The sequence below is a fragment of the Sinomonas sp. P47F7 genome (genome assembly GCF_049332655.1).
Taxonomy (GTDB): Bacteria; Actinomycetota; Actinomycetes; order Actinomycetales; family Micrococcaceae; genus Sinomonas.
In genome coordinates, this window is record NZ_CP186327.1 from 2,888,687 (window position 1) to 2,903,443 (window position 14,757).

The following is a 14,757-nucleotide window of genomic DNA, read 5'->3' on the forward strand; positions in this document are numbered from 1 at the left end:
AGAGCTCATGGAGATGATGACGGGCCGGCACGCCGGTGCGGTCGTGCACCACACCGTTGAGGGCACGGACCCCGGGCTCAACGTGCAGACGTTCGAGCCGGAGAAGCCGGCGGCGCTCCCGCCGGTGCTGCTCATCCACGGCTTCGCGTCGTCGATCGCGCTCAACTGGGAGCAGAGCGGGTGGATCTCGGCGCTGCGGGATGCGGGCCGGCACGTCATCGCCGTCGACCTCCCGGGCCACGGGCTCAGCACCGCGCCCGAGGATGTCGATTCCTACTCGCCGAGCCGCATCCGGGCGGACCTCCTGCAGATCGCGGTGGACGCCGGCGCGCGGCCCCTCGATGCTGGCCACCCGGACAGCGGGCTCGACGTCATCGGCTATTCGCTCGGCTCGCGCCTCGCGTGGGAGTTCGGGGCCACGCAGCCGGCGCTCGTGCGGCGGCTCGTGCTCGGCGGGCCGAGCGGGCGCGATCCGCTCGCGGAGTTCGACCTCGTGGGCGCCCAGCGGTTTCTCGCCGACGGCACGCCGATCGAGGACGCCTCGACCGCCGCGCTCGTGACCATGGCGCAGGCCTCGCCAGGCTCCGACATGTACGCGCTGCTCTCGCTCGTCGAGGCCATCAAGGAGGAGCCGTTCGACGCGGCCGAGGCCGTGCCGAAGCAGCCCATGCTCATCGTGGCCGGGGAGAAGGACGAGCGGGTCGAGGGGCTCGAGGCGCTGCACGGGCTCGTCCCGTCGGCCAAGATCGTGGTGATTCCGGGGCGGAATCACGTCAACGCCGTGACGGCGAGGGCCTTCAAGCAGGCGGCGATCGAGTTCCTCGCCGAAGGCTGATCCGGGGGTTGACGCCACCTCTCTTCGGGGGCACACTGGATCGTATACGATGATCGTATACGATCCAGTTCCGCTTAAGGGCTCCTGCAAGGGCCCCTGAGCAGGCTGACGACTCGAGGGAGAGGGATCCGTGGAACGACCGGAGCAGCTTGGCCAGGAGACGATCGACGGCGCCGGCAAGGTCATCGCCGTCCACCTCAACTACCCGAGCCGCGCGGCGCAGCGCGGCCGGACGCCGTCGGTCCCGTCGTACTTCCTCAAGCCCGCGACGTCGCTCGCGCTCCACGGCGCGCCGCTTCGGCGCCCGCGCGGAGTCGAACTCCTCACGGTCGAGGGCGAGGTCGCGCTCGTGATCGGCGGCCGCGCGCGCCGGGTCTCCCCCGAGGACGCGTGGCAGCACGTCGGCGCCGTCACCGCCGCGAACGACGCGGGCCTCGCCGACCTCCGCTGGCCGGACAAGGGCTCCAACCTCCGCTCGAAGGGGGTGGACGAGATCGCGCCGATCGGCCCGGCGCTCCTCCCCGCACAGGAGCTCGACCCCGCGAACCTGCGTGTCCGGACGTGGATCAACGGCGAGCTCATCCAGGAGGACTCGACCGCGACCCTCCTCTTCCCGTTCGCGCAGCTCGTCGCGGACCTCTCGCGCCTCATGACGCTCGAGCCGGGAGACGTGATCCTTACCGGCACCCCGGCGGGCGCGACGGTCGCCCAGCCGGGCGACCTCATCGAGGTCGAGGTCGACGGCGCAGCGTCCGACGGCGGAACCCTCACCACCGGGCGGCTCGGCAACCGCGTGGTGGACTCGCCCGCGGGCCTCGAGCCGTACGGGGCCATGCCCCAGCTCACGGACGCGGACCGGATCGACGCGTGGGGCTCGGCCGAGGCCGCGGGGATCGCCGCCGTGCCGGCACCCGTCGCGACCACCCCCGCCCCGACCACCCCCGCCGACAAGCGCCCCGCGAGCGCGCTGACCCCCGAGCTCACCGCCACGCTCCGCTCGGTCGGCACTGCCACGCTCAGCGTCCAGCTCCGCAGGCGCGGCATGCAGAACTGCCACATCGAGGGCCTCGTGCCGACGAAGCCGGGCGCGAAGGCGGTCGGGACGGCCCGCACGCTCCGCTACGTCCCGGCCCGTGAGGACCTCTTCAAGGCCCACGGCGGCGGCTACAACGCGCAGAAGCGCGCCGTCGATTCGCTCCGCGAGGGCGACATCCTCGTCATGGACGCGCGCGGCGACAAGAGCGCCGGAACGCTCGGCGACGTCCTCGCGCTCCGCGCCCAAGTCCTCGGCGCCGCGGCGGTCATCACCGACGGCGGCATCCGCGACTTCGGCCCCGTCTCCGGCATGGACATCCCCGCGTGGGGCGCGAACCCCCACCCCGCGGTCCTCGGGCGCCGGCACGTCCCGTGGGCCGTCGACGAGACCATCGCGTGCGGCGGCGCGGCCGTCCAGCCTGGCGACGTGATCGTCGCGGACGAGGACGGCATCGTCGTCATCCCTCCCCACCTCGCGGAGGAGGTCGCGAACGACGCCGCCGCCCAGGAACGCGAAGAGGCGTGGGTCGCGGAGCGGGTCGCCGAGGGCCATCCGGTCGACGGGCTGTTCCCGATGAACGCGGCCTGGCGTGCGAAGTATGAGGCCGCCCAGGACCGAGCGGCGCAAGTGGTGAGCGAAGTGAGCCCGAAGCCATGACCGCTCCGACCCGCGCGGCGGCGCCGACCGTGCCAGCCGCAAGCAAGTCGCAGCTCGCCTACGAGTGGCTGCACGAGCAGATCGTCTCCGGCTCGCTCACCCCGGGCGCGCGGCTCGTGCTCGCCCAGGTCGCGAGCGAACTCGACATCTCCGTGGTGCCCGTGCGCGAGGCCGTCCGCCGGCTCGAGGCCGAGGGGCTTGTGACGTTCGAGAAGAATGTCGGCGCGACCGTGGCCGGCATCGACCCGATCGAGTACCTCTACACGATGCAGACCCTGAGCCTCGTCGAAGGCGCGGCAACCGCGCTGTCCGCGCCCGCCGTCGGCCGTTCGGACCTTGCCGCCGCGCGCGAAGTGAACGCGCGGATGAGGTCGATGGTCGACGACGAGCAGCACTTCGACCCCGTCCGGTTCACGCAGCTGAACCACGAGTTCCACAGCGTCCTCTTCGAGCACTGCCCGAACCCGCACATCCTCGACCTCGTGCACCGCGGCTGGAACCGGCTCACGGCGCTCCGCGGCTCGACGTTCAGCTTCGTGCCGGAGCGGGCCGGCGAGTCGGTCGCCGAGCACGAGGAGCTCCTGCTGCTCATCGAGCGCGGGGCGCCGACGGCCGAGATCGAGCTCGCGGCGCGGCGGCACCGCTCGGCGACGCTCGACGCCTACCTCGCGAGCAGCCACGTCCACCCCAGCTTCCCTTCTCTGTGACCCCCTCCGCTCCCTCCACCCTCACCCACCCAGCCACCCTCACCCCACCCGGCCACCCTCGACCACCCAGCCATCCTCAGGAGCCCAGCATGAGCAAGCACTTCGTGCCCGAGAACCTCCCGACGCACCTCCAGCACTACATCGGAGGCGAGCGTGTCAACTCGATCGGCGGCGAGACGTTCGAGGTCCTCGACCCCGTCACGAACACGACGTACGCGACGGCGGCGTCCGGCCAGAAGGCGGACATCGATGCCGCCGTGGCCGCCGCGACCGAGGCGTTCGAGCACGGCCCGTGGCCGCGCATGAAGCCGCGCGCCCGGGCCCGAATCCTCAACGCGATCGCCGACGCCGTCGAGCGTCAGGAGGACCGGCTCGCCGAAATGGAGACGTTCGACACCGGTCTGCCCATCACGCAGGCCCGCGGCCAGGCTCAGCGCGCGGCAGAGAACTTCCGCTTCTTCGCGGACCTCATCGTCGCGCAGCAGGACACCGCGCTCAAGGTCCCCGGCACCCAGCTCAACTACGTCAACCGGAAGCCGATCGGCGTCGCGGGGCTCATCACGCCGTGGAACACGCCGTTCATGCTCGAATCGTGGAAGCTCGCCCCCGCGCTCGCCTCGGGCTGCACCGTGGTGCTCAAGCCGGCCGAGTTCACGCCGCTCTCCGCGTCCCTCTGGGCGGGGATCTTCGAGGAGGCCGGCCTGCCCGCGGGCGTCTTCAACCTCGTCAACGGCTTCGGCGAGACTGCGGGCGATTCGCTCGTCAAGCACCCCGGGGTCCCGCTCATCTCGTTCACAGGCGAATCCTCGACCGGCCAGCTCATCTTCCGGAACTGCGCCGAGAACCTCAAGGGCATGTCGATGGAGCTCGGCGGCAAGTCCCCCGCCGTCGTCTTCGCCGACGCCGACCTCGACGCCGCGATCGACTCGACGCTCTTCGGCGTCTTCTCGCTCAACGGCGAGCGTTGCACCGCCGGCTCGCGCATCCTCGTGGAGCGCAGCATCTACGACGAGTTCACCGAGCGCTACGCCGAGCGCGCCAAGAACATCGTGGTCGGCGACCCGCACGATCCCAAGACTCAGGTCGGCGCGCTCGTGCACCCCGAGCACTACGAGAAGGTCATGAGCTACGTCGAGATTGGGAAGTCCGAGGGCCGGCTTCTCGCGGGCGGCGGGCGCCCCACGAACCTTCCCGAGGGTCAGGAGAACGGCTCCTACGTCGCGCCGACCGTGTTCGCCGACGTCAAGCCGGACGCGCGGATCTTCCAGGAGGAGATCTTCGGCCCGGTCGTGGCGATCACCCCGTTCGACGACGACGCCGAGGCGCTCTCCCTTGCCAACAATACGAAGTACGGCCTCGCCGCGTACATCTGGACGAACGACCTCAAGCGCGCGCACACGTTCGCGCAGTCCGTCCAGGCCGGCATGGTCTGGCTCAACTCGCACAACGTGCGCGACCTCCGCACGCCGTTCGGCGGCGTCAAGGCCTCCGGCCTCGGCCACGAGGGCGGCTACCGCTCGATCGACTTCTACACGGACCAGCAGGCCGTGCACATCACGCTCGGCGACGTCCACACGCCCAAGTTCGGCGCCTGAAGCCCAGCCCACCTGAGCCGGCCCGCCTGAGCCAGCCCGCCGCCGTCGTCCGCCCGTATCTCGAAGAGGAGAACCCATCATGACCGCGCACACGCACCCAGCCACCCCTACCCCGGCCACCCCTACCCCAGCAGTCCCCGCGCCCGACATCGTCCGCTGCGCCTACCTCGACCTCGTGGTCACCGACCTGGCGAAGTCGCGCGCGTTCTACGTGGACCTCCTGGGCCTGCACGTCACGTACGAGGACGACGAGGCCATCTACCTGCGCTCCCTCGAGGAGTTCATCCACCACAACCTCGTGCTGCGCAAGGGCCCCATCCCGGCCGCGGCCGCGTTCGCGTTCCGCGTCCGCACGCCCGAGGATGTGGACAAGGCCGAGGCCTACTTCCAGGCGCTCGGCTGCCGCACGGAACGCCGCCGCGACGGCTTCGTGCGCGGGATCGGCGACGCCGTCCGAGTCGAGGACCCGCTGGGCTTCCCGTACGAGTTCTTCTACGACGTGGAGCACGTGGAGCGCCTGCACATGCGCTACGACCTGTACTCGGCCGGCGAGCTCGTGCGCCTCGACCACTTCAACCAGGTCACCCCAGACGTCCCGCGCGGCCGCGCGTACCTCGAGGGCCTCGGCTTCCGCGTCTCGGAGGACATCAAGGACTCCGAGGGCACCACGTACGCGGCGTGGCTGCACCGGAAGCAGACCGTCCACGACACGGCGCTCACCGGCGGCGACGGCCCGCGACTGCACCACATCGCGTTCTCGACGCACGAGAAGCACAACATCATCCAGATCTGCGACAAGATGGGCGCCCTGCGCATGTCAGACCGGATCGAGCGCGGTCCGGGCCGCCACGGCGTCTCGAATGCGTTCTACCTCTACATCCTCGACCCGGACGGCCACCGCGTGGAGATCTACACGCAGGACTACTACACGGGCGATCCCGACAACCCCACGATCACGTGGGACGTCCACGACAACCAGCGCCGCGACTGGTGGGGCAACCCTGTGGTCCCGTCCTGGTACACCGAGGCCTCGCTCGTGCTCGACCTCGACGGGAACCCGAAGGAGGTCGTCAAGCGCGAGGACAAGTCCGAGATGGCCGTGACGATCGGCGCGGACGGCTTCTCCTACACGCGCTCGGGCGACGAGACCGGCTCGTACCACGGCGAGGCGTCGAAGGGCTTCAAGCTCGGAAGCCAGGTCTGAGCGTGCTCGACGCGCAGGCGATCCAGCAGATCGCGGACGAGCTCGTGGAGGCGGGGCGGACGCGCACGCCCGTCCCCCTCCTGCACACGCGCTACGAGGGCATGGACATCGAGGATTCATACGCCGTGCAGAAGCTCTGGGCCTCGCGGCTCGAGGCCCAGGGCAAGCGCGTGGTGGGCCGCAAGATCGGGCTCACGTCCAAGGCCATGCAGGCCGCGACCGGGATCACCGAGCCGGACTACGGCGTCATCTTCGACGACATGGTCCTCGAGAACGGTTCGGTGGTCGACTGGAACCGGTACACGCACCCGCGCATCGAGGTCGAGCTCGCGTTCAAGCTCAACCAGGACCTCAAGGGCCCCGGGATCACGCTCTTCGACGTGCTCGACGCGACGGACTACGTGGTTCCCGCGCTCGAGATCCTCGACTCGCGGATCGAGATGCAGGGCCGCACGATCGTGGACACGATCTCGGACAACGCGGCGATGGGCGCGATGGTCGTGGGCGGGCGGCCCGTCCGGCCGCACGACGTCGACCTCCGCTGGGTCTCCGCGCTCCTGTACCAGAATCAGGAGATCGTCGAGACGGGCGTCGCGGCCGGCGTGCTCAACCACCCGGCGAAGGGCGTCGCGTGGCTCGCGGACAAGCTCGCCCAGCACGGCCAGTCGCTCCGCGCGGGCGACCTCGTGCTCGCTGGCTCGTTCACGCGGCCCCTGTGGGTCTACGCGGGCGATACCGTGTTCGCCGACTACGGACCCTTGGGGACGGTGACATGTCGTTTCGTCTAGAACCCGAACGCACATTCCGCGACGCGCTCGAGGAGGCGCGGGCCGGGACCGGCGACGGCGCGGGCAACGCCGGGCGCCCGCTGATCGGCCTGTGGGTCTCCTCGGGCAGCCCGCTCGTCGCGGAGATCATGGCCGGCTCCGGCGCGGACTGGCTGCTCATCGACGCCGAGCACAGCCCGAACACGCTCGAGTCCGTGCTCGCCCAGCTCCAGGCGGTCCACGGCTACGCTGTGCTGCCCATGGTGCGCCTCCCCTGGAACGACGCGGTGCTCATCAAGCAGTACCTCGACCTCGGCGCGCAGAACCTGCTCATTCCGATGGTCAACGACGCCGAGCAGGCCCGCGCGGCCGTCGCGGCCGTGCGGTACCCGCCGCAGGGCGTGCGGGGGGTCGGCTCGGCGCTCGCCCGCGCGGCGCGGTGGAACCGGATCCCGGACTACCTCGCGAGGGCGGACGAGACCATCTCGCTCACCGTGCAGATCGAGACGGCCGAGGCCGTGGCCAACGTCGAGGAGATCCTCGCCGTCGGCGGCGTCGACGCGATCTTCATCGGCCCGTCCGATCTGGCCGCGTCCATGGGCCATCTCGGTCAGCAGGAGCATCCCGAGGTGATCTCCGCCGTCGAACGCTGCCTCGCGGCAGCCCACGCGGCCGGCAAGCCCGCGGGCGTCAACGCGTTCGTCGAGGCGACGGCGCGGCGCTACCTCGACGCGGGCGCGAGCTTCGTCCTCGTGGGCGCGGACGTCTCGATCCTCGCGCGCTCGAGCGAGGAGCTCGCCGCGCGCTTCGGGCATACCACTGAGCACGACGCGGCCGGGCGGGCCACCACGGACGACGGCGAGCGGCCGGCGAGCTACTAGCGGCGCCAGAGACCCCGCAACCTTGGGGACGCGACCCCACAACCTGACAGCCGTTGCGGGGTCCCGTCCCGCCCGTTGCGGGGTCCCGTCCCGCCCGTTGCGGGGTCCCGTCCCGCCCGTTGCGGGGTCCCGTCCCGCCCGTTGCGGGGTCCCGTCCCGGCTCAGGCGTGCCCCCGCCAGAGGCGCCGCCAGATCGAGCGCGGCCTCTCCTCGACCGGCTCGAGCGCCCGGCGCGCGGCGGCGGCGTCGCGCCGCTCGTGCCATCGCTGTACCTCGCCGTCGACGTCGCGCGTCTTCGTCACGACAGGCGGGCCGCCCTCGAGCTGGCGCCGGGCGTCGATGACGCGCGCGTTGAAGTCCTCGACGGCGTCACGCACCTGCCGCTCGGAGGGGAGCGCGTCGAGCCGAGCGTCGAGTTCGGCATCCTCGACGCGCAGCAGGAGCGCCTTCGGGCCGAGGCCGGTCAGGTGCTCGCGCTGGATGAGGCCCTTGATCCACCAGTCGGGATCGTAGGTGCCGCCGAGGCCCGGGATCGGCTTGCCCGCGTACTTGAGGTGATCGAACTCGCCGCGCGCCATCGCGTCGCCGATCAGATAGTCGGCGCGGCGGGCGGAGTCGAACTTCAGGCGCTTCTGGCGCAGTTCCTCCTCACGCCGCTCCTCCTCGCGCAGTTCCTCCTCACGCCGCTCCTCGTCGCGCTGCCCGGGACCACCCTGGCTGTCGTGACTCTGGCTGTCGTGACTCTGGCTGTGGCCCGCAGCGCGCAGCTCCGCGGCCCGCTCGAGCCGTTGCTGGCGATCGTCCGCTCCCCGTGCGTTCATCTCTTCCAGTATCCGACGCACGCGCATACTGGATCGCATGGCATGGCCCCAGCGGGACAAGCTTCCGGACAACTACGGCGAGGAGAGCCCCGGCCGGTACACGAGCCGCGGCGAAGCCGGGCGAACCCTCGCGGCGGCCCTCTCGGGGATCCTCACGAGCCTCGCCGACGTCCCCTCAGGACCCGCCGGCCCCTCCACCACCTCCACCCCCTCCATCCCCGCCACCCCCGCTGCCCCTTCCACCCCCTCCATCCCCGCCACCCCGCGCCCGCTCGTCCTCGGGCTGAGCCGGGGCGGCGTCGCCGTCGCGGCCGAGGTCGCGCGAGCCCTCGGCCTCCCGTTCGACGTCGTCCCGGCGCGAAAGCTCGGCATCCCCGGCCACGAGGAGGTCGCATTCGGTGCGATCGCATCGTGCGACGGCGAGCGCCGCTCCGACGTCGACGCGCTCCTGGTCCGCCGGCTCCTCGCCTCGGGCTTCACGGAGGAATCGCTCGACCGCATCCGGGAGCGGGAATCTGCCGAGCTCGAGCGCCAGGAGACCCTGTACCTCGGGGGGCGCAGCCAGGGCGCCGGGGGCCGAACGGTCATCGTGTGCGACGACGGCGCCGCGACGGGAGACACCGCCCGCGCCGCGATCGCTGCCGTCCGCGCGGCCCGGGCACGCGCGATCGTCCTCGCGCTCCCGGTGGCGCCGCCCGCCGTCGTCCGCGACCTCGCGAAGCTCGCGGACCGCGTGGTGTGCCCGCGCCAGCCGATGGCGTTCCGGTCGGTGGGCGGCGCGTATCTGACGTTCCCGCAATGCAGCGACGAGGAGGTCCTGGACCTCCTCGCCGCGCGGGGCTGACACCTTCTGGAGCGCTACTCCTCGCCGAGGTGGTGGGCGCGGCCCTCCTCGCCGTGGCCGATCCGGCGGTACACGTCGGGGCTCGCGCTCCGGAGCCGGAGCGCCCAGACGACGCCGGCCAGCCCCGGCACGATGATGAGGGCCGGCAGGACGAAGCTCACTGGGCTCGCCTCGGTCTGGCCGAGCAGGACGTCGAAGTTCGCGACGATGAGTCCGAAGATCACGGCGAGCGCGACGGCGCCGATCGACGGGGCGACGACGGCGGACCACACGCCCGCCGCCAGGCCGCGGCGGCGCCGGAAGAAGCCGACGACGGCGACCGAGACGATCGCCATGAGGAGCACGAGACCCATCGCGCCGGCGTTCGTGAGCCACGTGAAGAGCGTCAGGACCGGGTAGAGGGGGTCCGGGCCGTTGCCCACGATCGCGAACGCGACCACGACGACGAGCGCGATGCCGGTCTGCACGAGGGAGCCGGCCTTCGGGGCACCGTGGCGGCTCGTGCGCTCGAGCCACGCGGGCACCACTCGCTCGCGGCCGAGCGAGAAGAAGTACCGCGCTACGGCGTTGTGGAAGCTCACGAGCGCCGCGAAGAGGCTCGTGCAGAACAGAAGCTGGGCGACGTCCGCGACGATCGTGCCGACGTGGGAGCCGAGGAAGGTGAACACGAGGTCGGGCCCCTGCTTGCCAGCGACGTCGAAGAGCTGCGACGGGCCCGTGCCCACGGCCATGGCCCACGAGGAGACGGCATAGAACACGGCGATGACGCCCACGGCCGTGTACGTGGCGCGCGGGATGGTCCGCTTCGGGTCTTTGGCCTCCTCACCGTAGATTGCCGCGGACTCGAAGCCCATGAACGCCGCGATGCCGAAGGACAGCACCGCGCCGACGCCCGGGACGAAGAGGCTCTCGGGCGAGAGCGGCGCGGCGGTGACGCCCTCGGGAGCGACCGCGAAGGAGACGACGTCGTACACGATCACCACGAGGAACTCGAGCGCCACGAGTGCGCCCAGAACCTTCGCCGAGAGGTCCACCCGGTTGACGCCGAGGACGGCGACGACCGCGATGCACGCGACGACCGGGATCCACCACGGGACGTCGATGCCGAAGCGCTCGGAGAGGAGCGAGGAGACCGTGAAGCCGAACAAGCCGTAGATGCCCACCTGCATGAGGTTGTAGGACATGAGCGCCACGAGCGAGACTCCGACGCCCGCGGGGCGGGAGATGCCCTGGGCGACGTACGCGTAGAACGCACCCGCGTTCGTGACGTGGCGGCTCATGGCCGCGTAGCCGACCGCGAAGACCGCGAGCACGGCGCCGAGGATCAGGTAAGACAGGGGCACGCCCAAGAGGCCGGTCACGGCGAACGTCGTCGTCACGCCGCCAGCCAGGACGGTGAGCGGCGCCGACGCCGCGATGATCATCATGGTCACCGACGCGACGCCGAGCCTCCGGTGGGGCGAAGGGGGCACGCTCGGCGTTGCCCTGGGTGTGACCTGTGAGCTCGTCTTGGTGCTCATGGCTCCTCCAGTGTCTCGTGATGTGCGAAAAGTCGTCAGGGGTTGCGGCGGAAAACCGATGCGACGCGGCGGCCGCAGCACTATCGTGCTGCGACCGCCCTGTCCGTGACTTGTCTCACAGCGAATGCTTCTTGTCGCCTGGAGCGGCGCTAGCAGTGGCAGTGACCGCCGTCGCCCGCCGTTGATGCATGGCCGGTGGACGCGGGGACGTCCAGCACGGGGCTCCGGTCGAAGAAGCCCTCGGGCCGCAGGCGGAAGCCCACATGGTCCACGGGCATGATGGGCCAGTCCTCGGGGCGCGGAAAGTGGGTGAGCCCGAACGTGTGCCACACCACGAGATCGGTTCCGTTCAGGTCCCGGTCCTGCGCCTGGTACGCGGGCAGGCCGGCGCCGCCGGGGTGCTGATTGACGAAGTCCCCGGTCGGGTAGCGCTCGGCCTCGTCGTAGCGGGTCACCCAGAGGTCCTTGGTCGCGAACGCGGCGCGGGCCGCGACCGACGACGACGGGTCGGCCAGGAGCGTCGGCTGGCCCTGCGGATGGAGCTTGTAGCCCACGGGTTCGCCGAGGCGGTTGCGCGAGTCCGGATTGGACACGATCCACGTGCGCCCCGCGGCCATGTCCGCCGTGCGGGCCGCCTCGGATTCGCTGCGGATCACCGTACGAAGGCGCGTGAAGGCGTTGCCGCGCTCGTTGCCGGGGCCTGGAAGGACGCGCACGGCGTCCTCTTCCTCGACGCGGTTGGGGCCGCCGTCGAGCGCGAAATCGAGGCGCGCGCTGAAGAGGTGCTGGTGGAAGGGCGCGCCCAGTCCGGGGGCGAGCTCGGACGCGTACGGGTAGTCCCCGCCCGGGTGGGCGCTCGTGAAGACGACGCCCGTGGCCTTCGCCTCGAACTCGATCGTGCCGTCGAGGTAGAGGTACCAGTAGAAGCCGTAGTCGTAGTTGCCGATCGTGGTGAAGAAGCTGATCACGAGCCGGCGGTTCCGGCGCACGTAGTTGACGCCGGCCCAGAGGTCGGAGTGCTTCGCGAGGATGGACCAGTCCTCCTCGTGCAGGCAGATGGCGTTGCGGATCGTCTTGGGGTTGCCGAACGCGTCGCTGATCACGGGACTCAGGTAGGTGATCTCCCCGAGGCAGTCGCAGCCGAGCTCGAGCGAGTTCGCGTACTGGCCCACGAGATATTCGCCCGTGTCGAAGTAGTTCTGCCACGATCGCACGGGCGAAGGGTCGCCGTACGGGACCACCATCTCCGCGATCGACGCGCGGTCCAGGATGCGGCGACGGCGGCGCGCGCCGGCCGTGCGCGCGAGGTCGGACGCGTCGTCGTCGAACGAGATGTTGTGGAGCACGAGGCCCTCGCGGACGTCAAAGCCGACGTCGAGGCTCCACTTCTCCCACTCCACGTGATTGCCGTTCGCGACCGTGAAGCTCGGGCCCTCGGGCTGCGTGATCTCGATGGGCTTCTGGGACGTGCGGACGGGCCCGGTCAGCTCGGGATCGGTGAAGTTGCCGTGCTCGGCGGGTACGGGGACGGGGCCGTAGTCGATGACCTGGTCGACCGTCCGGTTGACGACGTCGATGTACGCGACGAGGCCGTCGACCGGGTGCGCCCACGGGACGTCCTCGGGGAACTCCTGGACGAACGCGAGCCCGCGCAGGATCCGGCGGCCCTTTTCTTCCGGGTACTCGAACACGCCAGCCGAGAGGGGTGCGACGCGGACCTTCGCGACGTCGAGGTCGCGGTCGGCGAGCGCCTTGAGCCACCGTTCGTCCGCGTTGAGGATCTGCTCAACCACCTCGAACTCCTCTTCGAGGACGGGCAACTCGCCAGTGGCGGCGGTGTCGAGTTCGACGTCGCGCAGCACTTCGCGGCTGGTCACAGAGACCGTGACGTCGTGGGGGCGGGCCCCGGACGTGTCGTGCAGGAAGACGCGGAAGCGCCGATCCACCGCCGTGTGGTCGCCCGCTTCCCCCCTTCGCCCGCGCGGCGGATCCACGAGGCCGAGGTACGCGATGCGCGTCGAATCGCGCCAGAGCCCTGCGGCGTCGAGGATGCCGCGGACGGCGGCGATCTCCTCCTCTGTGGCGAGAGCGTAGGCGCCGGTCGCGGGCTCTGCCGCCGCGTGGCAGTGCTCGGCATGCATGGTCGTGTCTGTGCTCATGGTCCCTCCGCGAGTCCGGTCGACAAATTTTTTTCTATAGACGTAGAGAATAACCGGATGTAATCTGAATCACAACGGTTGTAGAAAAAAGATCTGGACGAAGGGTGCGCGAGGACTATGCCGAAGATCGTGGACCACGACCAGCGCCGCGTGGAACTCGTCGACGCAACATGGCGGATCATCGCCGAGCGCGGCCTCGACGGCGCGACGATGCGCGACATCGCGGCTGAGGCCGGCTTCGCGAACGGCGCACTCAAGCCCTACTTCCCCACGAAGGACAGGCTGCTCGACTTCGCGTTCGAGCACATCTTCGACCAGACGAACCGGCGGATGAGGGCCTCCACTGAGGGGCTTTCGGGCCTCGCCGCGCTGCGCGCGTACTGCCACGAGATCCTCCCCCTCGACGAGGAGAAGGTCAGCGAGGCCCGCGTCGCGATCGCGTTCTGGCAGAAGGCCCTCCGCGACCCGGCCAAGGCCGCGGTGCACGAGCGTTCGATGGAGCAGTGGCGCGTCGCTCTGGCCGAACTCTTGGAGGAGACGGGGCTCAGGCGGGGAGTCCGGCTTGACGACGCCGTCGGAGCGATCATGGACCTCGTCCTCGGAGCGCAGATCACGGCGACGCTCTCCCCCACGCATCACGCGCCGCGGCAGCTCGTGGCCCAGCTCGACTGCCTCGTCAGCGCGCTCGTGGAAGGGGCCTCAGCGTGACCATCGACCTGAGGACGAGCACCGCGGGGACTGACACGGGCGCCAACGCCGCGGTGAGGGGCGGGGCGGGCCTGGACATCGCCGTCGCCCGCGATCTCGACACGTGGCGCCGGGCGACCTCCCAATCCTTCGTCCCCCTCAAGGTGACCGGGGATCGCGCTGCCAGGTTCCGCGGATCCATGCGCGGAAGGCGGCTCGCACGCGAGGATCTGACGATGATCGAGGTTGCCGCGACCGGACATGCGGTCCATCGCACGGACGAACTCATCGCCGCATCTGAGCGGAAGTATTTCAAGCTCGGAATCCAGCTCCAGGGCACGGGCTTGCTCCTGCAGGACGGCCGCGAGGCGGTCCTGACGCCAGGAGACCTGGCCATCTATTCGACGGACCGCCCCTATACGCTCGCGTTCGACGGCGACTTCCGCACGCTCGTGCTCATGTTCCCTCACTCCGCGATCGAGCTCCCGACCGAGGCTATGTCCCAGATCACGGCGACAGCGATCAGTGGGACGACTGGGCTCGGCCAGCTCGTGAGTCCGTTCCTGATTCGCCTCGCGGAAAGCCTCGACTCTATCGACGGGCCGAACGGAACGCGCCTCGCGCACAACGCGCTCGACCTTGTGACGACGCTCTTCAACGGCGAGCTGGACTTGCGCGCCACGTCCTCGCGCGATCCGCACCAGCTGCTGCTCACGCGGATCCACGACTTCATCGAGGCACAGCTGGGGGACCCAGAGCTCTCGCCGGGCTCCATCGCGGCAGCGCATTACATCTCTACGCGCCATCTCCACGACCTGTTCCGCGAGCTGGGGACAACCGTCGCGGCTTCAATTCGCGAGCGGCGGCTCGAACGCTGCCGACGCGACCTCCGTGATCCCGTGCTCGCCGATCGACCCGTCACTGCGATCGCCGCTCGATGGGGCCTCCTCGACTCGGCGCATTTCAGCCGCATCTTCCGCGCCGCGTACGGCGAATCGCCCACGGGATATCGCGCGGGCTGCTAGCGGCTGTCCGGCAGAACGC

General features: G+C 70.5%; 13 protein-coding genes. 10 read left to right on the top strand and 3 right to left on the bottom strand.

Annotated elements, in window-relative coordinates; genetic code table 11:
- Positions 1-16: 16 nt before the first annotated feature.
- From ACOKR1_RS13465 to ACOKR1_RS13495, 7 genes are all read left to right on the top strand, one after another.
- Positions 17-835, top strand: a complete 819-nt coding sequence (locus ACOKR1_RS13465) for an alpha/beta fold hydrolase (protein ID WP_422936647.1) — start codon at positions 17-19, stop codon at positions 833-835.
- Positions 836-965: 130 nt separating this feature from the next.
- Positions 966-2,528 carry a fumarylacetoacetate hydrolase family protein gene (locus ACOKR1_RS13470; protein ID WP_422933527.1) on the top strand — a complete coding sequence of 521 codons (1,563 nt, stop codon included), beginning with the start codon at positions 966-968 and terminating at the stop codon, positions 2,526-2,528.
- Positions 2,525-3,235: a GntR family transcriptional regulator gene (locus ACOKR1_RS13475; RefSeq protein WP_422933528.1), complete on the top strand. Its 711-nt coding sequence runs from the start codon at positions 2,525-2,527 to the stop codon at positions 3,233-3,235. Before ACOKR1_RS13470 ends, ACOKR1_RS13475 begins: the two co-directional genes overlap by 4 nt.
- A gap of 89 nt (positions 3,236-3,324) precedes the next feature.
- Entirely contained in the window at positions 3,325-4,830 is a 1,506-nt protein-coding gene (gene hpaE / locus ACOKR1_RS13480) for a 5-carboxymethyl-2-hydroxymuconate semialdehyde dehydrogenase (RefSeq protein WP_422933529.1), read from the top strand.
- Positions 4,831-4,909: 79 nt separating this feature from the next.
- Positions 4,910-6,034: a 3,4-dihydroxyphenylacetate 2,3-dioxygenase gene (hpaD, locus tag ACOKR1_RS13485; protein ID WP_422933530.1), complete on the top strand. Its 1,125-nt coding sequence runs from the start codon at positions 4,910-4,912 to the stop codon at positions 6,032-6,034.
- A gap of 2 nt (positions 6,035-6,036) precedes the next feature.
- Complete coding sequence (gene hpaH / locus ACOKR1_RS13490; protein ID WP_422933531.1) at positions 6,037-6,822, top strand: 2-oxo-hept-4-ene-1,7-dioate hydratase; 786 nt, start codon at positions 6,037-6,039, stop codon at positions 6,820-6,822.
- A complete protein-coding gene (locus tag ACOKR1_RS13495; protein ID WP_422933532.1) occupies positions 6,807-7,682 on the top strand; it encodes an HpcH/HpaI aldolase family protein in 876 nt (291 codons plus the stop codon). Before hpaH ends, ACOKR1_RS13495 begins: the two co-directional genes overlap by 16 nt.
- 161 nt (positions 7,683-7,843) lie before the next feature.
- Here the strand turns inward: ACOKR1_RS13495 and ACOKR1_RS13500 are convergent, their stop codons facing one another.
- Positions 7,844-8,503 carry a DUF1992 domain-containing protein gene (locus ACOKR1_RS13500; RefSeq protein WP_422933533.1) on the bottom strand — a complete coding sequence of 220 codons (660 nt, stop codon included), beginning with the start codon at positions 8,501-8,503 and terminating at the stop codon, positions 7,844-7,846.
- Positions 8,504-8,540: 37 nt separating this feature from the next.
- On the opposite strand from ACOKR1_RS13500, the gene ACOKR1_RS13505 reads away from it, so the two are divergent.
- Positions 8,541-9,347 (top strand): phosphoribosyltransferase family protein, encoded by an 807-nt coding sequence (locus tag ACOKR1_RS13505; protein WP_422933534.1) that lies wholly within the window; start codon positions 8,541-8,543, stop codon positions 9,345-9,347.
- Positions 9,348-9,361: 14 nt separating this feature from the next.
- Here the strand turns inward: ACOKR1_RS13505 and ACOKR1_RS13510 are convergent, their stop codons facing one another.
- Complete coding sequence (locus ACOKR1_RS13510) at positions 9,362-10,867, bottom strand: APC family permease (RefSeq protein ID WP_422933535.1); 1,506 nt, start codon at positions 10,865-10,867, stop codon at positions 9,362-9,364.
- Between the two features lie 149 nt (positions 10,868-11,016).
- Positions 11,017-13,008 (bottom strand): primary-amine oxidase, encoded by a 1,992-nt coding sequence (locus tag ACOKR1_RS13515; RefSeq protein ID WP_422936648.1) that lies wholly within the window; start codon positions 13,006-13,008, stop codon positions 11,017-11,019.
- A 135-nt stretch (positions 13,009-13,143) separates the two neighbouring features.
- Between ACOKR1_RS13515 and ACOKR1_RS13520 the strand changes: the two genes are divergently transcribed.
- Both ACOKR1_RS13520 and ACOKR1_RS13525 read left to right on the top strand, forming a co-directional pair.
- On the top strand, positions 13,144-13,734 hold the full coding sequence (locus ACOKR1_RS13520) for a TetR/AcrR family transcriptional regulator (protein ID WP_422933536.1): 591 nt from the start codon (positions 13,144-13,146) through the stop codon (positions 13,732-13,734).
- 53 nt (positions 13,735-13,787) lie between these two features.
- Positions 13,788-14,738, top strand: coding sequence for a helix-turn-helix domain-containing protein (locus tag ACOKR1_RS13525; RefSeq protein WP_422936649.1), 951 nt, complete (start codon positions 13,788-13,790; stop codon positions 14,736-14,738).
- The last annotated feature ends 19 nt before the right edge of the window (positions 14,739-14,757 follow it).